General features: G+C 69.7%; 18 protein-coding genes. 11 read left to right on the top strand and 7 right to left on the bottom strand.

Annotated elements, in window-relative coordinates; all coding sequences use genetic code 11:
- Positions 1-27: 27 nt before the first annotated feature.
- Positions 28-1,287 carry an acyl-CoA dehydrogenase family protein gene (locus tag VQ065_RS17310; protein ID WP_014603829.1) on the top strand — a complete coding sequence of 420 codons (1,260 nt, stop codon included), beginning with the start codon at positions 28-30 and terminating at the stop codon, positions 1,285-1,287.
- A 30-nt stretch (positions 1,288-1,317) separates the two neighbouring features.
- Positions 1,318-2,553, top strand: a complete 1,236-nt coding sequence (locus VQ065_RS17315) for an SfnB family sulfur acquisition oxidoreductase (RefSeq protein ID WP_003089423.1) — start codon at positions 1,318-1,320, stop codon at positions 2,551-2,553.
- Between the two features lie 59 nt (positions 2,554-2,612).
- Here VQ065_RS17315 and VQ065_RS17320 read toward each other — a convergent pair whose 3' ends face one another.
- The 6 genes from VQ065_RS17320 to VQ065_RS17345 form a co-directional block, all read right to left on the bottom strand.
- On the bottom strand, positions 2,613-4,022 hold the full coding sequence (locus VQ065_RS17320; RefSeq protein ID WP_003089425.1) for an LLM class flavin-dependent oxidoreductase: 1,410 nt from the start codon (positions 4,020-4,022) through the stop codon (positions 2,613-2,615).
- Between the two features lie 741 nt (positions 4,023-4,763).
- A complete protein-coding gene (locus tag VQ065_RS17325; RefSeq protein ID WP_003089428.1) occupies positions 4,764-5,528 on the bottom strand; it encodes an ABC transporter permease in 765 nt (254 codons plus the stop codon).
- On the bottom strand, positions 5,525-6,724 hold the full coding sequence (locus tag VQ065_RS17330; RefSeq protein ID WP_003089429.1) for an ABC transporter substrate-binding protein: 1,200 nt from the start codon (positions 6,722-6,724) through the stop codon (positions 5,525-5,527). Before VQ065_RS17330 ends, VQ065_RS17325 begins: the two co-directional genes overlap by 4 nt.
- On the bottom strand, positions 6,690-7,526 hold the full coding sequence (locus tag VQ065_RS17335) for an ABC transporter ATP-binding protein (RefSeq protein WP_003115101.1): 837 nt from the start codon (positions 7,524-7,526) through the stop codon (positions 6,690-6,692). The genes VQ065_RS17330 and VQ065_RS17335 overlap by 35 nt, the downstream gene beginning before the upstream one ends.
- Complete coding sequence (locus VQ065_RS17340) at positions 7,523-8,590, bottom strand: acyl-CoA dehydrogenase family protein (protein ID WP_003139356.1); 1,068 nt, start codon at positions 8,588-8,590, stop codon at positions 7,523-7,525. The genes VQ065_RS17335 and VQ065_RS17340 overlap by 4 nt, the downstream gene beginning before the upstream one ends.
- A gap of 49 nt (positions 8,591-8,639) precedes the next feature.
- Positions 8,640-9,200 (bottom strand): carboxymuconolactone decarboxylase family protein, encoded by a 561-nt coding sequence (locus tag VQ065_RS17345; protein WP_003089433.1) that lies wholly within the window; start codon positions 9,198-9,200, stop codon positions 8,640-8,642.
- 104 nt (positions 9,201-9,304) lie between these two features.
- Between VQ065_RS17345 and VQ065_RS17350 the strand changes: the two genes are divergently transcribed.
- From VQ065_RS17350 to VQ065_RS17390, 9 genes are all read left to right on the top strand, one after another.
- The gene (locus tag VQ065_RS17350; RefSeq protein ID WP_003089436.1) at positions 9,305-10,210 is read left to right on the top strand and encodes an AraC family transcriptional regulator; all 906 of its coding nucleotides are present in this window, start codon (positions 9,305-9,307) and stop codon (positions 10,208-10,210) included.
- 218 nt (positions 10,211-10,428) lie between these two features.
- Positions 10,429-11,334, top strand: coding sequence for an AraC family transcriptional regulator (locus VQ065_RS17355; RefSeq protein ID WP_003089438.1), 906 nt, complete (start codon positions 10,429-10,431; stop codon positions 11,332-11,334).
- A 157-nt stretch (positions 11,335-11,491) separates the two neighbouring features.
- On the top strand, positions 11,492-12,802 hold the full coding sequence (locus VQ065_RS17360) for an ABC transporter substrate-binding protein (protein WP_003089439.1): 1,311 nt from the start codon (positions 11,492-11,494) through the stop codon (positions 12,800-12,802).
- A gap of 75 nt (positions 12,803-12,877) precedes the next feature.
- Complete coding sequence (locus tag VQ065_RS17365) at positions 12,878-13,810, top strand: carbohydrate ABC transporter permease (RefSeq protein WP_003089441.1); 933 nt, start codon at positions 12,878-12,880, stop codon at positions 13,808-13,810.
- Between the two features lie 10 nt (positions 13,811-13,820).
- Positions 13,821-14,654, top strand: coding sequence for a carbohydrate ABC transporter permease (locus VQ065_RS17370; RefSeq protein WP_003089444.1), 834 nt, complete (start codon positions 13,821-13,823; stop codon positions 14,652-14,654).
- Between the two features lie 39 nt (positions 14,655-14,693).
- Complete coding sequence (locus VQ065_RS17375; RefSeq protein ID WP_003089446.1) at positions 14,694-15,806, top strand: ABC transporter ATP-binding protein; 1,113 nt, start codon at positions 14,694-14,696, stop codon at positions 15,804-15,806.
- Positions 15,807-15,828: 22 nt separating this feature from the next.
- Positions 15,829-17,304: a mannitol dehydrogenase family protein gene (locus tag VQ065_RS17380; protein ID WP_003089448.1), complete on the top strand. Its 1,476-nt coding sequence runs from the start codon at positions 15,829-15,831 to the stop codon at positions 17,302-17,304.
- On the top strand, positions 17,301-18,809 hold the full coding sequence (xylB, locus tag VQ065_RS17385; RefSeq protein ID WP_073660163.1) for a xylulokinase: 1,509 nt from the start codon (positions 17,301-17,303) through the stop codon (positions 18,807-18,809). The genes VQ065_RS17380 and xylB overlap by 4 nt, the downstream gene beginning before the upstream one ends.
- 41 nt (positions 18,810-18,850) lie before the next feature.
- Positions 18,851-19,783 (top strand): carbohydrate kinase family protein, encoded by a 933-nt coding sequence (locus VQ065_RS17390; RefSeq protein WP_003089451.1) that lies wholly within the window; start codon positions 18,851-18,853, stop codon positions 19,781-19,783.
- Between the two features lie 30 nt (positions 19,784-19,813).
- On the opposite strand, the gene VQ065_RS17395 is transcribed toward VQ065_RS17390, so the two are convergent.
- The gene (locus VQ065_RS17395; protein WP_003089452.1) at positions 19,814-21,049 is read right to left on the bottom strand and encodes an NAD(P)/FAD-dependent oxidoreductase; all 1,236 of its coding nucleotides are present in this window, start codon (positions 21,047-21,049) and stop codon (positions 19,814-19,816) included.
- Positions 21,050-21,293: the final 244 nt, after the last annotated feature.

The raw sequence follows: 21,293 nt of genomic DNA on the forward strand, positions 1-21,293 counted from the left end.
CGGCCCCGCTGCCTACCAGGAGTCCGCATGAACGCCCGCGTCCATCCCGAAGCCACCGCCGCCAGTCTCTCCGAAGGCGCCGACTACGAACTGCTCGCCCAGCGTTTCCGACCGATCTTCGCGCGCATCGCCGAAGGCGCCGTCGAGCGCGAACGGCAACGCGAACTGCCCCACGAGGCGATCGCCTGGCTCAAGCAGGCCGGCTTCGGCGCCGTGCGCGTGCCGCGCGAGCACGGCGGCGCCGGCGCCTCGCTGCCGCAGTTGGTTCAGTTGCTGATCGAACTGGCCGAGGCCGACTCCAACATCACCCAGGCCCTGCGCGGCCACTTCGCCTTCGTCGAGGACCGTCTCAATGCCGAGCCCGGCCCTGGCCGCGACCGTTGGCTGCGGCGCTTCGTCGAGGGCGACCTGGTCGGCTGCGCCTGGACCGAGGTCGGTTCGGTACGGCTGGGCGAAGTGCTCACCCGCGTCTCGCGCAAGGACGACGGTCGCTGGGTGGTGAACGGCAGCAAGTACTACAGCACCGGCAGCCTCTTCTCCGACTGGATCGATCTGTATGCCCAGCGCGACGACACCGGCGCCGACGTGATCGCGGCGATCCGCACCGACCAGCCCGGCGTGCGCCAGAGCGACGACTGGGACGGCTTCGGCCAGCGCACCACCGGCAGTGGCACGTCGCGGTTCGAGGACGCCGAGGTGGAGGAAGAGAACCTCATCGACTTCGCCAGCCGCTTCAAGTACCAGACCGCGTTCTACCAGTTGGTCCTGCTCGCGGTGCTGGCCGGCACCGGCCGCGCCGCCTTGCGCGACGTCGCCGCCGAGGTGCGCGGGCGGACCCGTATCTACAGCCACGGCAATGCCCCGCGAGTCAGCCAGGATCCCCAGGTGCAGCAGGTGGTCGGGCGCATCGCCGCGCGCGTCTACGCCGCCGAGGCGGCCACCCTGCACGCCGCCGAAGCGGCCCAGCGCGCCTACCTGGCGCGCTTCGTAGGCGACCCGCAGGCGGAGAAGGAGGCCAATATCGCCGCCGAGATCGAATCGGCCAAGGCCCAGGCGATCGTCGCCGAACTGGTGTTGCAAGCCACCAGCGAGCTGTTCGACGCCAGCGGCGCTTCCGCCGTCGGCCGCGGCAAGCAGCTCGACCGCCACTGGCGCAATGCGCGCACCGCCGCCTCGCACAATCCCCTGATCTACAAGCAACGGATCGTCGGCGACTGGGAGATCAACGGCAGCGAGCCGCCCTACGTCTGGCAGATCGGCAGCGGTCCGGCCTCGGCGTCCCGCTGAACCTCGCCCATCCCATCGCAAGGAGTTGCCATGAGCGCACTGGAAAAGAACGCCGCCGATCCCTATCGGCAACCGCTGCCACGGACCCCGGCCCGGCGCATCGCCGACGACGCCGAGGCGATCCGCGTCGCCCGCGAACTGGCCGGGCTGTTCGCCGAGGAAGCCTCGCTGCGCGACCGCCAGCGCCGGCTGCCGGTGGCCGAACTGGAAGCCTTCTCGCAGAGCGGCCTATGGGGCATCAGCGTACCGCGCGCCTACGGCGGCGCCGAGGTCAGCTACCGGATCCTGGCCGAAGTACTGAAGACCATCGCCGCGGTAGACCCGTCCCTGGCGCAGTTGCCGCAGAACCACCTGGCGGTGCTCGACCATTTGCGCCTGGACGGCAGCGAGGAGCAGAAACGCTTCTTCTACGGCCTGGTGCTAGACGGCGTGCGCTTCGGCAACGCCTTCTCCGAACGCCACAGCCGTACCGTCGCCGAATTCCAGACACGAGTGCTGGCGGATGGCGACGGGTTCCGCATCGACGGCCGCAAGTTCTATTCGAGCGGCGCCCTGCTCGCCCACTGGGTACCGGCCGTCGGCCTCGACGCCGAGCAGCGCGCGCACCTGGCGTTCATCCCGCGCGACGCGCCGGGGCTGACGGTGATCGACGACTGGTCCGGCTTCGGCCAGCGCACCACCGCCAGCGGCACCGTCATCCTGGACAACGTACGGGTGCCGGCCGAGCACGTCATCCCGGTGCACCGCGCCTTCGACCGCCCCACCGCCGCCGGCGCCGTATCGCAGTTCATCCAGGCCGCCATCGACGCCGGCATCGCCCGTGGCATCCTCGCCGAGACCGTGCAGCAGGTGCGCCGCCACGCGCGGCCATGGATAGACGCCAACCAGCAGCATGCCTGGGAAGACCCCTACACCATCCAGCAGGTCGGCGACCTGCGCATCCGCGTGCGCGCCGCAGAAGCCGTGCTCGACCTGGCGGCCGACGCCATCGAAGCGGCGCTCGCCGCCCCCGACGAGGAGAGCGTGGCCGCCGCCTCGATCGCCGTGGCCGAGGCCAAGGTGCTCACCACCGAAGCCGCCCTGCTCGCCGCCAACCGGCTGTTCGAACTGGTCGGCACGCGCTCGACCCTGGAGGAACTCAATCTCGACCGCCACTGGCGCAACGCCCGCACCCACACCCTGCATGACCCGGTGCGCTGGAAATACCATGCCATCGGCAACTACCAGTTGAATGGGGTGAAGCCACCGCGGCACGCCTGGCTCTAGGAGCCGTCCCGGGCCCTGGGGCGGATAGCGCCACCGGCGTCATCCGCCGTCCGCCCAGGTCAGGCCGGCAGCGCGTTGCGCCCGGCCTCCTTCTCCCAGAGCGCCCGCAGGTCGCGATAGCCGGCCGCCGGATGGGAATCCGGCAGCCGCGGGCCGTCGCCGAACAACTTCTCGCGCAGAGTCCCCGGCGCATATTCGGTCTTGTACACCCCGCGCTTCTGCAACTCCGGCACCAGCAATTCGACCACGTCGCTGAAGGTTTCGTGGGCCAGCGCATAGGCCAGGTTGAAGCCATCCACGTCGGTGTCCTCCACCCACTCCTGCAACAGGTCGGCGACGGTCGCCGGGCTGCCGACGAAGAGCGGGCCGAAGCCGCCGATACCGACCCAGTCGGCCAGCTCGCGGACCGTCCAGGTGCGCGTCGGATCGGCGCTGGAAAACGCCTCCACCGCCGATTGGATCGCATTGGTGTGGATGTGCCGCAGCACCTGTTCCGGCCGATACTGGCCGAAGTCGATCCCGGTCCAGCCGGAGATCAGCGCCAGGGCGCCTTCGTAGCTGGCGAAAGCGCGGTATTCGTCGAACTTGGCCCTGGCCTTGGCGTCGGTCTCGCCGAGCACCACCGTCTGCAGGTTGAACACCAGTACCTTGCGCGGATCGCGACCGGCCTCGGCGACGCGCTGGCGGATGTCGGCGACCGCCTGCTTGAGCACGGTCTTCGACGGCGCGGCGACGAACACGCATTCGGCGTGCTCGGCGGCGAAGCGCTTGCCGCGACTCGACGCGCCGGCCTGGTAGAGCACCGGCGTGCGCTGCGGCGATGGTTCGCAGAGATGGATGCCGGGTACCTGGAAGTGCTCGCCGACATGGCGGATCTCGTGGATCTTGCCCGGGTCGCTGAAGATCCGTCGGCGACGGTCGCGGAGCACCGCGCCGTCCTCCCAACTGCCTTCGAAGAGCTTGTAGAGCACCTGTAGGTATTCGTCGGCATAGTCGTAGCGGCGGTCGTGGTCGAGCTGGGCCTGCTGGCCGAGGTTGCGCGCGCCGCTTTCCAGGTAGGAGGTCACTACGTTCCAGCCGATCCGGCCCTTGGTCAGGTGGTCCAGGGTCGAGAGTCGGCGGGCGAAGGGATAGGGATGCTCGAAGGACAGCGAGGCGGTCAGGCCGAAGCCCAGGTGGCGAGTCACCGCGGCCATCGGCGTGATCAGCGCCAGCGGGTCGTTCACCGGTACCTGGGCGGCCTGGCGGATCGCCGCGTCGCCATTGCCGTCGAGCACATCGTAGATGCCCAGCACGTCGGCGATGAACAGTCCGTCGAAACGGCCGCGTTCGAGCAACCGCGCCAGGTCGATCCAGTACTCCAGGTCCTTGTACTGCGAGGAGCGGTCGCGCGGATGCGCCCAGAGGCCGGGCGACTGGTGGCCGACACAGTTCATTTCGAAGGCGTTGAGACGGATTTCGCGCGGCATGGGGACTCCTTGGCTTGCCTGTGCATCCGGCACCCCGTGCACAGCCCGTGCCGGGCTGCGGGGCCGCGCCGGGCAAGGCCTGGCTGGCAAGCCCCTGTCGCTGGGCGGGCGCAACTGCTGGGCAAGTGTTGGCGGATCAACACATTCGCCCGCCCCACCCGAGCCCCGAACCCCGTAGGGCGAATAGCGCCCCGGCGCTATCCGCCAGCGCACCGGAACCCCGCCCGGCGGATAGCCGCGAGCGGCTATTCGCCCTACCCGAACCTCTCCATTACCCGTAGGGCGAATAGCGCCCCGGCGCTATCCGCCAACGCACCGGAACCCCGCCCGGCGGATAGCCGCGAGCGGCTATTCGCCCTACCCGAGCATCCCCATTGACCCGTAGGGCGAATAGCGCCCCGGCGCTATCCGCCAGCGCACCGGAACCCCGTCCGGCGGATAGCCGCGAGCGGCTATTCGCCCTACCCGAACCTCTCCATTACCCGTAGGGCGAATAGCGCCCCAGCGCTATCCGCCAGCGCACTGGAACCCCGCCCGGCGGATAGCCGCGAGCGGCTATTCGCCCTACCCGAGCATCCCCATTACCCGTAGGGCGAATAGCGCCCCGGCGCTATCCGCCAACGCACCGGAACCCCGTCCGGCGGATAGCCGCGAGCGGCTATTCGCCCTACCCGAACCTCTCCATTACCCGTAGGGCGAATAGCGCCCCGGCGCTATCCGCCAGCGCACCGGTACCTCGTCCTACCCGAGCGCTCCGTGCGCCCAGCGCCGGTAGAGTCCGCGCGCCGCGGCGTCGAGCAGATAGCCGAGCAGGCCGATCAGCAGCACCATCGCCATCAGCTCGGAGTACGCCAGGCGATCGCGGGTGTCGAGGATGTAGTAGCCGAGCCCGGCGCTGACGCCGAGCATCTCGCAGGGCACCAGGACGATCCAGAGGATGCCGATGGCCAAGCGCACGCCGGTCAGCACATGGCCGAGGATGCCCGGCAGGATCACCCGGCGCAGGGTTTCCCAGGGCGTGGCGGCGAGGCTGCGGCTCAGTTGCAGCCAGCGCGGGTCGAGCTGGCGCACGCCGGCGGCGGTATTCAGCAGGATCGGCCAGAGCGCGGCGAAGGCCAGCAGGAAATAGATCGGCTGGTCGCCCACGCCCATCAGCATCACCGCGATGGGCATCCACGACAGCGGCGAGATCATCCGCAGGAACTGGAACGCCGGAGTGGTCGCCGCTTCCAGGTTGCGCGAGGCGCCCACCAGCAGCCCCAGCGGCACTCCCACCAGCAGCGCCAGGAACAAGCCCAGCAGGACCCGTTTCAGGCTCACTAGCACATGCTCGTAGAGTTCGCGGCGCTCCAGCAGTTCACCCAGGCTGAGCAACGTCGCCTGCGGCGAGAAGCGTGCCGAAAGGCCGTCGGCGGCGCCGAACAGGGCCACGCCGAGCCACCACAGGGCGAACAGCGCCAGCAGCCCGGCAACGCCCAGCGCGCCCTGGCGCAGGGTCTGCCTCACGGGCTGATCTCCTCGCTGCGCTGGAAGCCCTCGGCGAGGCCGAACGCCTGCAACCCGCCGACCTCTGCCAGGGCCTGGCGGACGAAGCGGTCGTCCACCAGGTCACTGGCCACCTGGCGCGGATCGAGGCTGGCGAGGAAGGCATTATTGCCTTCGATCAGGGTGTCCTTCAGCCGCCGCACCAGTTCCTCGGTATAGCTCGGATAGGGATAGGGCTGGAAGTCGATGCGCCGCTCCTGCCAGTCGGCGTGGCGGATCGCGCCGCTGGCGAGATAGGCCTGCTGCTCCTCGGCGCCCGGCGCCAGCACCCGGCCGAGGACCTCCGGCGCGTGCGGCGTGTAGCGGTTGGCTCCGGCCTTGGACAGCAACTGTGCGGCCTCGGCGCGGTGCTCGCGAGTCCATAGCTGGGCCTTGACGATGGCGTTGACCACCTTTTGCGACCACTGCGGCCGCCGCTCCAGGTCGTGTTCGTGCATGAACACCACGCAGCAGGCGTGGTTGCGCCAGACATCGCCGGTGAAGCGCTGTACCCGGCCGACCTTGAGGTTCTCCGCCAGGGCATTGAACGGCTCGGCGACGATGTAGCCGTGGATGCGCTTGCTGGCCAGCGCCGGCGGCATGTCCGAAGGCGGCAGCACCACCAGGTTGACCTCGTCGCCGGCCAGCGCCGCGCCCACCGCACGGCTCACCGCGCGCAGGCCGTTGTCGCGCAGCAGTTGCTGCAACACCACGTTGTGGATCGAGTACCAGAACGGGATCGCCACGCTCTTGCCGCCGAGCTGGCGCACGTCGGCGATCTCCGGAGCCACCGTGAGCCCCGAGCCGCCGACGTGGTTCCAGGCCACCACCTTGGCCGGCACCTTGCTGCCGTAGCGGGCCCAGACGGTCATCGGCGACAGCAGGTGGATGACGTTGACCTGGCCGGAGATGAACGCCTCGATCACCTGCGCCCAGCTACGCAACAGCACCGGCCGTTCGGCCTGGATGCCCTCGGCCTCGAACAGGCCGTTGGCATGGGCCACCAGCAAGGGCGTGGCGTCGGTGATCGGCAGGTAGCCGATGCGCACCGGCGCGTCGGGTTCGGCGGCGGCACGCGCCTGCAGGCTGCTCAGCAGCGGCAACGCGCCGGCGGCGCTGAGCAGCGCGGCGAGCTTGAGGATGTCACGTCGGGAATGGGTCGGGTCGTCCAGGCACATGGGAGGCCTCCGGCTGAGCGATGGGATGGGCATGGGTGCGGCTCGCCCGCCGTAGGGTTTTCAGGATCTCGATGCGCAACGCGCCCAGTTCCTCGACCAGCTCCGCGCGTGGCTGCGGCAGGTCGATGCGCCACTCGCCGAGGGTCCGCGCCGGGCTGTCACCCAGTAGCAGGATGCGTTCGGAGAGCAGCAGGGCCTCGTCGATATCGTGGGTGATCAGGACCACGGCGGTGCCGCGCTCGTGGATCGCCCGCAGCAGCAGTTGCTGCATGTCGGCGCGGGTCACTTCGTCCAGCGCGCCGAAAGGTTCGTCGAGCAGCAGCACCTTCGGCTGCCGTGCCAGGCAGCGGGCCAGCGCGGTGCGCTGGGCCATGCCGCCGGAGAGTTGTGCCGGGTAGCGGGCACGGGCGTGCTCCAGGCCGACCGCGGCGATCGCCTGGTCGACGCGGGCCTGGCGGGTGGCCGCGTCGAGGTGCGGCTGACGGGCGAAATCGAGGCCGAAGGCGACGTTCTTCTCCAGGTTCAGCCAAGGCAACAGGCTGGGGTCCTGGAACGCCACCGCGACGCCCGGATGCGGGCCGCGCAGGGGCTCGCCGAGTACCCGCACGCTGCCGGCGGCCGGCTCCTGCAGGCCAGCCAGCACGCGCAGCAGGCTGGACTTGCCGACGCCGCTGGGACCGAGGATCGAGACTACCTCGCCGGCGCCCAGGCGCAATTCGAAATCGCCGAGCACCGCCTGCCAGCCGGCACCGCGCGGATAGCCGAGGGCGATCCCGCGAGCGTCGAGGAGCGCCTCGCTCATGCCTTGGCCTCGGCCTGGCGTTGCAGTTCGGCGCGCAGTTGCACCAGGCTCGGCGTAACGATCGGGACGAACGCCGACTCGCGCCAGCGGCGGGCGAAACCGGCGCCGTGCTCGCTCAGGTAGGCCTTGCCGCCGCTGGCCTGCAACTCCAGTTGCACGGCATTGGCGGCGGCTTCGGCGAGCCCGATGCGGATGCGGAACAGGCGTGCCGGCTGACTGGCGAACTCGCCGCTGGCCAGTCCGGCGTGCAGCGCCGCCACGTGCCCGTCGAGGGTTTCGCGCTGTGCCGCCAGCTCGCCATCCAGCAGCGAACGGCTGCCGCCCAGGTGCCGCTGCACTTCGTCCAGCGCGCGGCGCGCCAGGCCGATGGCCATGCCGCATTGCAGGCCGAGGAAGGCCGGGCGCACCCGTGGCAGGAACTGCCGGGCGTCGTCGTGCAACAGCCAGTCGCGCCCGACCGCCACCGCGCGCAGGTCAAGGGCGGCGGTGTTGCTGCATTGCAGGCCGAGCAGGCGCAGGTCCGCCGAGCGCTGCAAGCCGGCGAGGCCTTCGGGAATCGCCAGGACGAAGGGACTGCCACCCTCCCCGCGTTCGATCGCCGCCGCCACCACGAAATCGCCACTGCGCAGGTTGGTCACCCACGGCAGGCGACCGTCCAGGCGCCAGCCGGCCTCCTCCGCGTGCGCCACCACCTGCAGCGCCTCGATCCCGGAAAGGAACTTCATCGCGTTGGACAGCCCGGTGGCGCCGGCCAGGCGGCCGGCCAGCAGGTCGCCGAGCAGGCGTTGGCGCAGTTCCTGGTTGGGACTCTGCAACAGGTACTCGATGAAGGCGCGCTGGCCCCAGAAGACGAACGCCGCGGTCAGCGAGCGCGCCGCCACCGCGGCCACCCGCTCCACCGCGTCGGCGAGCGTGCCGCCGGCGCCGCCGAGGCGTTCCTCCACCGCCACGCCGAGCACGCCGGCGGCGGCCAGGCGCGGCAGCAGCGCGGCGGGATCGGCGTCGCCGCGGTCGAGGGCGTCGGCCTGGCGGTCGAGCCAGTCGCTCAGGGTCGGGTCAAGCATGGTCGTCACTCCTTGCGCCGGCGCGGCACGCCGCCCGGCAAGCGCAGGCTCAGGCCTGCGGGTTGGTCCAGCGATATTGCTCCAGCTCGGCATTGAGCGGCGTGCGGGCGAACACGTTGGCGAAGTTGCAGAGCGTCGCCAGGCTCACCCCGAGGATCACTTCCAGGGCCTGGGCCTGGTCGAAACCAGCGGCGCGGAAGGCTTCGAACTGTTCGTCGGTGACCGCGCCGCGACTGGCGATCACCGCGCGGGTGAAGTCGGCCAGGGCTTCGTAGCGGGCATCGGGCAGTTCGCCGCGGGCGCGCAGGGCCTCGATCACCGGCTCCGGCAGGCGCGCCTTGTTGCGCGCCACCGCGGTGTGCCCGGCAACGCAGAAGTCGCAGCCATGGGTGGTGGCCGCCACCAGTTGCACCACTTCCCGCTCGGGCAGGCCGAGGCTGGCCTTGGCGTTCAGCCCGGACACGGTGAGGTAGGTTTCCAGGGCGGCCGGCGCATTGGCCAGCACGCCGAGCAGATTCGGGATATAACCCGAGTTGTTCAGCGCGGTCTGGAGGAACGGACGCGCCGCCTCGGGGGCGTTTTCCAGGGTGAGCACGGGAACGCGTGACATGCTTTCGACTCCGGTGGTTGAGGTGTCGAAGAAGTCTCTTGGTAATAAGAAATCCATTCAATATTCTAAAGTCGCTATCACTTGCTCTTGAGTCTTTCCCTTAGATGAATTCGTCCAACCCGCTTGTCGATTGGTTATTAGACAGCCTCGAAGTCGACACCAGCCTGTTCCATGTCGGTCGCTACTGCGGCGGCTGGCATGCCTCCACCCACGGCCTGGCGCGTGCCAGCTTCCACCTGGTGGTGCAGGGACACTGCTGGGCGCACGTCGCCGGAAGCGCCCGGGGCTGGCGACTGGACAGCGGCGACGCGCTGTTCTTCCTGCGCGACGTCGAGTTCCGCCTGTCCAGCGAGGCCACCGCCGAGGCCGCGCGCTGCCAGCCGCGCGGCGAAATGCAGGCGCTGGAGTGGAACGCGGCGGACGGTGCCGGCCTGGTCTGCGGGTTCTTCCACTTCCATTCGGGATTGTCCGGGCTGATCGTCGACGCCCTGCCCGACTGGCTGATCCTGCGCGCCGGCGATCCGGCGCTGGACGCGGCGCGACGCCTGTTCGCCCTGATCGTCGACGAGTGCCGCCGCCAGCCGGCGCCGTCGCCGGTTCTGCTGGAGCGCCTCAGCCACCTGCTGTTCCTCTACGTGTTGCGCCAGCAGGTGCTCGACAACCCGACCCTCGGCGGCCTGGTGGCACTGGCCCGCCAGCCGCAGTTCGCCGGCCTGCTGGAAGCGCTGATCGAGGCACCCGAACAGCCCTGGAGCCTGGAACAGATGGCCGAACGCACCGGACTCTCGCGCTCGGCCTTCTTCAAGCGCTTCAACGAACTCAGCGGTCAGTCGCCGGGACAGGTCCTGCTGGCCCTGCGCATGCACCGCGCCTGCGCCCTGCTGCGCGCCGACGCCAGCGTCGCCGAGGTCGCCGCGGCGGTCGGCTACCAGTCCACCGCCGCCTTCACCCGTGCCTTCCACAAGGCCACCGGACAGCAACCGGGGGCCTATCGCAAGGCCAGCCGCTGATCAGCGGAGGCCGGCACCGAGCAGGCCAACGGCGCTGAAGCGGGGTCGAAGAGCGCGCGCCTCGTCAAGCGCCCGGTCCGCAACGGCAACCCGGAACACGCCACGCCCCGGCCTTGGGGTGGATGGCGGCGGACAGCGCCACGGCCGCTGCCCGCCCCTGCACAGCCCCGCCGCTTCGGGCTAGGATGTGCCTTCGTTCCCCCGGTCGGCCCGCGCCCATGCCCAGAGCCAGCAAAGTCACCGATCCGTCCTACGAGCTGATGGACGACCACGAAGGCCATTCGCTGATCTACCGCCAGCACGGCTTCCCCAGCCCGCTGGTGCGCTGGCACTTCCACAAGGAATACGAACTGCACCTGATCGTCGCCAGCTCCGGCAAGGTATTCATCGGCGACTACATCGGCAACTTCGCCCCCGACACCCTGTTCCTCACCGGCCCCAACCTGCCGCACAACTGGATCAGCCAGGTGGAGCCCGACGAGGTGGTGGCCCGGCGCGACATGCTGGTGAACTTCACCGACGAGGTGCTGGAGGACGGCAGCGGCGTATTCTCCGAGCTGAACCGCCTGGCCCCGCTGCTGGCGCGGGCGCGCTACGGCATCGAGTTTCGCGACCCGGCGCTGATCGGCGAAAGCCGGCGACTGTTGCAACGCATCGCCGACAGCGGCGGCATGACCCGCCTGGGATACTTTTTTATCCTCATGGAACAGCTCGCCGAATGCGAGGACTACCAGTTGCTCTCTACCGTCACGTCCTCGCAACTGGCCGACGAGCACAACGTCGAACGGATCAACCGGGCGGTGGACTACATCTTCCAGCACTACGCCCAGGACCTCACCCAGGAGCAGGTCGCCGCCCACCTGGGCATGACCCCCACCTACTTCTCGCGCTTCTTCAAGCAGGCCGCCGGGCGCGGCTTCGTCGAGTTCGTCAACCGCCTGCGCATCAGCAAGTCCTGCGAGCTGCTGGCCCGCAGCGAGCTACCGGTGACCGAGGTGTGCTTCGAGTCGGGCTTCAGCAACCTGTCCAATTTCAACCGGCGCTTCCAGCAGCTCAAGGGCATGACGCCCACCGGCTACCGGCGCCTGGTGACCCAGCGGCTGACCGAGCAGAACCTGCTCTGAGCCTCCAGCGCCCCACCCCGGCGGTGCAAAAAAGTATCGGTCGAAGTGCAGTCGAGGCTTTGTCGGTTGCGTGACGCGCCTGTGTAATCGGCAGCGAGCGACACAAAAACAATAATGTCTTCCGCGCCGCCCGCCGACCCGGAAGAGGAGTTCACCGATGAACGACTCGATCAAGGCCTGCCTGGCCGCCGCCTGCCTCGCCCTGCCGCTGCTGGCCCAGGGCGCCGAGACCCTGACCATCGCCACGGTCAACAACAACGACATGATCCGCATGCAACGCCTGTCCAAGGTGTTCGAGGAAAGCCACCCGGACATCGCGCTGAAATGGGTGGTGCTCGAAGAGAACGTCCTGCGCCAGCGCCTGACCACCGACATCGCCACCCAGGGCGGACAGTTCGACCTGCTTACCATCGGCATGTACGAAGCCGCGCTGTGGGGCGCCAAGGGCTGGCTGGAGCCGATGAGCGGGCTGCCCGCCGACTACGCCGTGGACGACCTGTTGCCCTCGGTGCGCGACGGTCTCTCCGTCAAGGGCACGCTGTACGCCCTGCCGTTCTACGCCGAAGCCTCGATCACCTACTACCGCAAGGACCTGTTCCAGCAGGCCGGGCTGCGGATGCCCGAGCAACCGACCTGGACCCAGCTCGGCGAGTTCGCCGCCAGGCTCAACCGCCCGGACCAGGGCCAGTACGGCATCTGCCTGCGCGGCAAGGCCGGCTGGGGCGAGAACATGGCATTGATCGGCACCCTGGCCAACGCCTTCGGCGCACGCTGGTTCGACGAGCGATGGCAGCCCGAATTCAGCGGCGGCGAATGGAAGAAGGCTCTCGACTTCTATGTCTCCACCCTCAAGCGGTACGGCCCGCCCGGCGCCTCCAGCAACGGTTTCAACGAGAACCTGGCGCTGTTCAACAGCGGCAAGTGCGCGATCTGGGTGGACGCCAGCGTCGCCGGTTCGTTCGTCACCGACAAGAGCCAGAGCAAGGTCGCCGACGCCACCGGCTTCGCCTTCGCGCCCCGGGAAGTCACCGACAAGGGCGCCTCCTGGCTGTATTCCTGGGCCCTGGCGATTCCCGCCAGCTCGCGCGCCAAGGACGCGTCGAAGGCCTTCGCCACCTGGGCCACCTCGCAGGCGTACGGCAAGCTGGTGGCGGACAGGGAAGGCGTGGCCAACGTGCCGCCCGGCACCCGCGCCTCGACCTACAGCGAGGCCTACCTGGCCGCCGCGCCGTTCGCGCGGGTCACCCTGGAATCGCTGAAGCGCGTCGATCCCAACCATCCGACGCTGAAGCCGGTGCCCTATGTCGGCATCCAATTGGTCACCATCCCCGAGTTCCAGGCCATCGGCACCCAGGTCGGCAAGCTGTTCTCCGCCGCCCTCACCGGGCAGATGAGCAGCGACCAGGCGCTCGCCGCCGCGCAGCAGAGCACCGCCCGCGAGATGAAGCGCGCCGGCTATCCGAAGTAGTCCGCCGCCGGGCGCAGCCGCGCCCGGCGCGGCCCTGCTCGAGCGCTTGCCCTTGAAGATCCAGACGGAGTCGCCATGAACACCTCGGCCCTCGATACCCCGCTCCCGGCCCGTCCCGCCCACCGTCGCCTCCAGCGCCGCCGGCGCGGCCCTGGCTGGCTCCTGGTCAGCCCCTCGGTGGCGCTGCTGCTGTTGTGGATGATCGTGCCCCTGGGCATGACCCTGTATTTCTCGCTGATCCGCTACAACCTGCTGTATCCCGGCGAGAATGCCTTCGTCGGCCTGGAGAACTTCACCTTCTTCGTCACCGACGCCGGCTTCCTGCCCGGCGCGCTGAACACCCTGCTGCTGGTGGGCAGCGTGCTGGCGATCAGCGTGGCGTTCGGCGTGCTCATCGCCGCGCTGCTGGAGGCCGGCGAGTTCTTCGGTCGCGGCGCGGTGCGGGTGTTGCTGATCTCGCCGTTCTTCATCATGCCGACGGTGAGCGCGCTGCTCTGGAAGAACCTGATCTTCCACCCGGTCTCGGGCATCCTCGCCGCCGTCTGGCGCCTGTTCGGCGCCGAGCCGGTGGATTGGCTGGCGCACTATCCGCTGCTGTCGATCATCCTCATCGTCTCCTGGCAATGGCTGCCCTTCGCCATCCTCATCCTGATGACCGCCATGCAGTCCCTCGACCAGGAGCAGAAGGAGGCCGCCCGCCTCGACGGCGCCGGTCCACTGGCGATCTTCTGGCACCTGACCCTGCCGCACCTGGCGCGGCCCATCGCGGTGGTGCTGATGATCGAGACGATCTTCCTGCTCTCGGTGTTCGCCGAGATCTTCACCACCACCAGCGGCGGCCCCGGCTACGAATCGACCAACCTCGCCTACCTGATCTACAACCAGGCGCTGCTGCAGTTCGATGTCGGCATGGCCTCGGCCGGGGGCCTGATCGCGGTGCTGATCGCCAATATCGCCGCCATCGTGCTGGTGCGGATGATCGGCAAGAACCTTACCGAGCGCAGCTGAGGAACCCGCCATGCTGACACTCAAGCAATCCCGCCGCCTGCGCAACGCCCTGCTCGGCCTGCTCTGCTGGGGCATCGCCCTGCTGCTGTTCTTCCCGATCTTCTGGATGCTGCTGACCAGCTTCAAGAGCGAGATCGACGCCTTCGCCACGCCGCCGCAGTTCATCTTCCAGCCGACCCTGGAGAACTACCTGCACATCAACGAGCGCAGCGACTACTTCGCCTATGCCTGGAACTCGCTGCTGATCTCCTCCTCGGCGACCCTCCTGTGCATGCTCGTCGCGGTGCCGGCGGCCTACTCCATGGCCTTCTTCGAGACCCGCCGCACCAGGCGCACGCTGCTCTGGATGCTGTCGACCAAGATGCTTCCGCCGGTCGGCGTACTGATGCCGATCTACCTGCTGGCCAAGCAGTTCGGCCTGCTCGATTCGCGGCTGGCGCTGATCATCGTCTACACCCTGATCAACCTGCCGATCGTGGTCTGGATGGTGTACACCTACTTCAAGGACATCCCCGTGGACATCCTCGAAGCGGCGCGCCTGGACGGCGCCGGCACCTGGCAGGAGATCGTCCGCGTGCTGCTGCCGATCGCCCGCGGCGGGCTCGCCTCGACCCTGCTGCTGTCGCTGATCCTGTGCTGGAACGAGGCCTTCTGGTCGCTCAACCTGACCTCCTCGGCCGCCGCCCCGCTGACCGCCCTGGTCGCCTCCTATTCCAGCCCCGAAGGACTGTTCTGGGCCAAGCTCTCGGCCGTCTCCACCCTCGCCTGCGCGCCGATCCTGGTCTTCGGCTGGATCAGCCAGAAGCAGCTGGTACGCGGCCTTTCCTTCGGCGCCGTGAAATGAAGCGCATCCCCATCCTTTCGTCCACGGAGGTATTCCGCCATGGCTGATCTCAAGATCCGCAACCTGCAGAAAGGCTTCGACGGCCAGGCCATCATCAAGGGCATCGACCTCGACGTCCGCGACCGCGAGTTCGTGGTCTTCGTCGGCCCCTCCGGCTGCGGCAAGTCGACCCTGCTGCGCCTGATCGCCGGCCTCGAAGAGGCCAGCGGCGGCAGCATCGCCCTCGACGGCACGGACATCACCGACACCCCGCCGGCGAAGCGCGACCTGGCGATGGTCTTCCAGACCTACGCGCTGTACCCGCACATGACGGTGCGCAGGAATCTCTCCTTCGCCCTCGACCTGGCCGGCGTCGACAAGCGCGAGGTCGCCGCCAAGGTCGACGCCGCCGCACGCATCCTCGAACTGCAAGCGCTGCTGGAGCGCAAGCCGCGCCAGCTCTCCGGCGGCCAGCGGCAGCGGGTGGCGATCGGCCGGGCGATCGTGCGCAACCCGAAGATATTCCTCTTCGACGAACCGCTGTCCAACCTCGACGCCGCCCTGCGCGTGCAGATGCGCCTGGAACTGGCGCGGCTGCACCAGGAACTGGCGGCGACCATGATCTACGTGACCCACGACCAGGTCGAGGCGATGACCCTGGCGGACAAGGTCGTGGTGCTCAACGGCGGGCGCGTCGAGCAGGTCGGCTCGCCGCTGGAGCTTTACCACCATCCGGCCAACCTGTTCGTCGCCGGCTTCCTCGGCACGCCGAAGATGGGCTTCCTGCGCGGCCATCTCAGCCGCAACCAGGGCGAGCGCTGCGAGGTCGCCCTCGAATGCGGCGCGCGCGTCGGCCTGCCGCTATGCGCCGGCGAGCTGGCCACCGGCAGCCCGGTGACCCTCGGTATCCGCCCGGAACACCTGAACATCGCCCGCCCGGGCCATGCCTTCCAGGGCCTGCTGCGGGTCGCCGCCGACGTCAGCGAGCGCCTGGGCAGCGACAGCTTCTGCCATGTCCGCGCCGACTCGGGGGAAATGCTCACCCTGCGCGTGCGCGGCGATTTCGCACCGGACTACGGCGCCCCCCTGGAGCTGGGCTTCGATCCGGCGCACTGCCATCTGTTCGACAGCAACGGCCAGGCCCTCGACAAACGACTGCAACAGGCGGCCTGAAGCCGCCAGCGGGAACCCACCGATGAAACTCAACCGGCAGCACCTCCCCCTGCTGGCGACCGCTGTCGCCCGCCCGTCCTACGACCCCGCGCAACTGCGCCAGGGCATCGTCCACATCGGCGTCGGCGGCTTCCACCGCGCGCACCAGGCGGCCTACACCGACGCTCTGATGAACCGCGGCGAAGCCCTCGACTGGGCGATCTGCGGCGCCGGCCTGCGCAGCGACGACCGCGCCATGCGCGACGCCCTGGCCGCCCAGGACTACCTCTACACCCTCTACGAGCTGGGCGACCAGCCGGACACCGAGGTCCGCGTGATCGGCGCCATCAGCGGCATGCTGCTCGCCGAGGACGGCGCCGAGGCGCTGCTGGAAAAGCTTGCCGAGCCGGCCATCCGCATCGTCTCGCTGACCATCACCGAAGGCGGCTACTGCATCGACGACGGCAGCGGCGAGTTCCTCGCCGAGTTGCCGCTGGTGCGCCACGACCTGGCCAACCCGCGGACCCCGCGCGGGGTCTTCGGCTTTCTCTGCGAGGCTCTGCGGCGGCGCCGCGACACAGGCGTGCCGGCGTTCACCGTGATGTCCTGCGACAACCTCCCGCATAACGGCGAAGTGGCGCGCAAGGCGCTGCTGGCCTTCGCCGAACGGCTCGACCCGGGGCTGGCGTGCTGGATCGCGACGCACGTCAGCTTTCCCAACGCCATGGTCGACCGCATCACGCCGATGACCAGCCCCGCCCACCGCCGCCAACTGGCCCAACGGCACGGCGTGGAAGACGCCTGGCCGGTGGTCTGCGAACCCTTCGTGCAATGGGTGCTGGAAGATCGTTTCAGCGCCGGGCGCCCGGCCTGGGAAAAGGTCGGCGTGCAGTTCACCGACGACGTCACGCCCTACGAGGAGATGAAGATCGGCCTGCTCAACGGCAGCCACCTGGCGCTCACCTACCTGGGCTTCCTGCGCGGCTACCGCTTCGTCCACGAAACCCTCGGCGACCCGCTGCTGCGCCGCTACGTGCGGGCCTTCATGGACCGCGACGTGGCCCCGCTGCTGGCACCGGTACCGGGGATCGACCTGGAGCGCTACAAGGACAGCCTGGTCGAGCGCTTCGCCAACCGCGCCATCGCCGACCAACTGGAACGGGTCTGCTCGGACGGCTCGTCGAAGTTTCCCAAGTTCATCGTCCCCACCGCCAATCGGCTGATCGCCGCCGGCCGGCCGCTGGAACGGGTGGCCCTGGTGGTGGCGGCCTGGGCGCTGTACCTGGGCGGGGTCGACGAGCATGGCGAGCACTACCCGATTCCCGATCCGCGCGCCGCCGAATGCCAGGCGCTGGTTGCCGAACGCCACGGCCTGGGCCGGCGCCTGCTCGGCGTGGAGACCGTGTTCGGCCCGGCGATCCCGGCCTCGGCGGCCTTCGTCGAGGCCTTCGAGCGCCTCTACGACAGCCTGCGCCGACACGGCGTCAGCGAAACCCTGCGCCAGGTACTCGGCGAATGACTCCGGAGGGCCGCATGCACGGATTGTTCCTCGGCATCGATTGCGGCACCCAAGGCAGCAAGGCGCTGCTGCTCGACGCCGGCAGCGGCCGCACGCTGGGCCTGGGCAGCGCCGCGCAGCGCCCGCCGGAAGGCCGCGACGGACGCCGCGAGCAGGACCCGGCGGACTGGCTGGAAGCCATGGCCAGCGCGGTACGCATGGCCCTGGAAGAAGCCGCGGTGGACGGCCGCGAGGTCCGCGCCCTGGCGGTTTCCGCCCAGCAGCATGGGCTGCTCCTGCTCGACGCCGAGGGCCGGGCGCTGCGCCCGGCCAAGCTCTGGTGCGACACCGAGAGCGCGGCGGAGAACCGCGAGCTGCTGGAAGCCCTCGGCGGCCCGGCCGGCTCGCTGGAACGCCTGGGGCTGGTGCCCGCGCCGGGCTACACGCTGTCCAAGCTGCTCTGGAGCAAGCGACGCTTTCCCGAGCTGTTCGCCCGCGTCGCGCATATCCTCCTGCCCCACGACTACCTCAACCACTGGCTCACCGGCCGCGTCTGTAGCGAAGCGGGCGACGCCTCCGGTAGCGGCTACTTCGACGTGCGCCGGCGCACCTGGGCCAGCGACGTGCTGGAGCTGGTCGAGCCGGGCGGACGCCTGGCGGCAGCGCTGCCGGAGCTGATCGAGCCCGGCGCCTGCATCGGCAACCTGCGCCCCGAAGCGGCCGCCGCCCTTGGCCTGGCTCCCCACACGCGGGTCGCCGGCGGCGGCGGCGACAACATGCTCGCCGCCATCGGCACCGGCAACATCCGCCCCGGCCTGCTCACCGCCAGCCTGGGCACCTCCGGCACCCTGGCCGCCTATGCCGAGCGGCCGCTGGTCAGTCCGCACGGCGAGCTGGCGACCTTCTGCGCCTCGTCCGGCGGCTGGCTGCCGCTGGCCTGCACGATGAACCTCACCGGCGCTTGCGGCCTGGTACAGGACCTGCTGCACCTCGATCTAGACGAATTCTCCCGGCTGGCCGCCCAGGCGCCGGTCGGCGCCGAAGGTCTGCTGATGCTGCCGTTCTTCGACGGCGAGCGGGTTCCGGCGCTACCGCACGCCAGCGCCAGCCTGCATGGCATGACCGCGGCCAACCTGAGCCGCGCCAATCTTTGCCGGGCGGTGCTCGAAGGCACCGCCTTCGGCCTGCGCTACGGCCTCGACCTGCTGCGCGCCAGCGGCCTGCCGGGCGAGGAAATCCGCCTGGTCGGCGGCGCGGCGAAGAGCCCGCTGTGGCGGCGGACGCTCGCCGACCTGCTCGGCCTGCCGCTGGTCTGTCCACGGCAGACCGAGGCCGCCGCCCTTGGCGCGGCGCTCCAGGCGGCCTGGAGCCTGGGCCGCGAAAGCGGCGCCGGTGAAAGCCTGGAAGCCCTGTGCCGGCGCTGCGTGGCGCTCGACGAGGCGACCCGCACCCAGCCCCAGGCGCGACGACAGGCAGCCTACGAACAGGCCTACCGGCGTTACCTGGAGCACCTGCCTCCGCGATAATGGCCGGCTTTCCTTCCTCTTCTGGCGTTTTGGAGATCTGCATGTACCTGGTGTGTGGCGAGGCCCTTTTCGATGTCTTCAGCCTGGAAAGCGCTGCGCGCAGCAACGAGCTGGGCTTCACCGCGATCGCCGGCGGCTCGCCGTTCAACGTCGCCGTCGGCCTGCGCCGGCTGGGCGTAGAGGTGGCGCTGTTCGGCGGGCTGTCCAGCGACTACCTGGGCGCGCGGCTGCGCCGGGTGCTCGAAGAAGAAGGCGTGGACTGCGGCTTCCTGGTGCCCAGCGACGCCCCGACCACCCTGGCGATGGTCGGCCTCGACGCCAGCGGCTCGGCGCAATACCAGTTCCGCGGCGAGGGCTGCGCCGACCGCCAGGTGCGCCTGGAACACCTGCCGACGCTGGATGGGCGGATACGCGGGCTGCACGTCGGCTCCTACACCCTGGTGGTGACGCCGGTGGCCGACACCCTGCTGGCGCTGGTCCGGCGCGAGAGCGACCGGCGCCTGGTCAGCCTGGACCCCAACGTGCGCCTCGACCCGCAACCGGACATCGACCTCTGGCGGCGCCGGGTCGAGGCCTTCGCCAGCCACGCGCACCTGATCAAGGCCAGCGAGGAAGACCTGGCCCTGCTCTACCCCGACCGCGATCCCGGCGAGGTGGCCCGCGGCTGGCTGAACCCGCGCTGCCGGCTGGTCTTCGTCACCCACGGCGGCGCCGGCGCCAGCGTGCACTGCGCCCACGGCAGCTGGAGTCGCCCGGCGGATACCGCCCTGGCGCTGCGCGATACGGTCGGCGCCGGCGATACCTTCCAGGCGGCGACCCTCGCCTACCTCCGCCGCCTCGACGCCGACAGCCCGGCCAGGCTAGCCGCGCTGTCGCGGGAAGCGATCGACGCGATGCTCGCCTTCGCCATCCGCGCGGCGGCGGTCACCTGCTCGCGGGTGGGGCCGGACCTGCCGTTCGCCCACGAGCTTTGAGGCCGGTCAGGCCGAGGGCTGCCGCCCGGTCTAGCGCCCCGGCCGCGCCAGCCACTCCCGGCCCTTGAGCATGGCGTTCCAGTACACCCAGGGCAGTACGTGGCGCTTGAGCAGCCAGGCGAAGCGGCTGGCCGCGGTGGGCTCCAGCGGGAAGGTCGGCAGCAGCTTGCCGGCGTAGCCGAACTCCGCCAGCACCACCCGGCCGCGCTCGACGGTCAGCGGGCAACCGCCGTAACCGTCGTAGCGCAGCGGCAGGCCACGGCCGCTGCGCAGGCCGAGAAGGTTCTCGGCCACCACCACGATCTGCTTGCGCGCCGCCGCCGCGGTCTTCGCGTTGGCGGTGCCGCAGACATCGCCGAGGGCGAAGATCTCGCCATGGCGGACATGTTGCAGGGTCGCCGGGTCGACTTCGCACCAGCCGGCCGCGTCGCCCAGGCCGCTGGCGGCGACGAAGGTCGGCGGCAGCTGCGGCGGCACCACGTGCAGCAGGTCGAAGTCCTTTTCCGCCAGCTTGGTGTTGCCGTCGGCGTCCTTCACCTCGAACCAGGCCTTGCGCGCCGCGCCGTCGACCTTCACCAGGTTGGAATTGAACGCCAGCTCGGCCGAATATTTGCGCACGTACTCCATCAGCGGCGGAACGAAATCGGCGACACCGAACAACGCCGCGCCGGCCAGGTCGAACTCGACCTCGATGTCTTGCAGCACGCCCTCCCGCAGCCAGTGGTCGCAGGACAGGTACATGGCCTTCTGCGGCGCCCCGGCGCACTTGATCGGCATCGCCGGCTGGGTGAACAGCGCCTTGCCGCCGCGCAGGCCGCGCACCAGCTCCCAGGTGTAGGGCGCCAGGTCGTAGCGGTAGTTGGAGGTGACGCCGTTGCGCCCGAGGGTCTCCTCCAGGCCCTCGATGCGCTCCCAGGCCAGGCGCAGGCCGGGGCAGACGATCAGGTTGCGGTATTCCAGGCTGCCGCCACTCTCCAGCAGCAGCCGGCGCGCCTCGGGGTCGACCCGCTCGACACGGGTGCGCAGCCACTCCACGCCGGGCGGGACCAGCCCGGCCATCGGCCGCGCGGTGTCGCCCTGGGCGTAGGCGCCGCCACCGACCAGGGTCCAGCCCGGTTGGTAGTAGTGGGTGTCCGCCGGCTCGATCAGGCTGATACGCAACCCCGGCGAACGTTTCAGCAGGCTGGCGATCACGCCGATGCCGGCCGCGCCGCCGCCGATCACGGCGATGTCGGTGGTGAGTTCTGAAGCGTTAGCGCTCTGCATGGGAGTTCCTTCGACGATCCGAGTGGGTGGGCGCGCGCCAGGCCGCCGCGCGCGAAACCCTATCACCCTAGCAGCACGGCGCCGGCGCGCGGCATCCGGCTGTAATCCGCCGGTAACTGTTGCCCTGGCAACAGCGGAGCAACAGGCAGCGCCCGCGGACCAGCAAAAACTGTTGGAGTAAATCGACAACCCTTTGATTTTCCTATGGATTAGCAAACGGCACGGCTTGTGCAAACAGACCTGG

Source organism: Pseudomonas sp. KBN10P06128 (assembly GCF_037574945.1).
Taxonomy (GTDB): Bacteria; Pseudomonadota; Gammaproteobacteria; order Pseudomonadales; family Pseudomonadaceae; genus Pseudomonas; species Pseudomonas aeruginosa.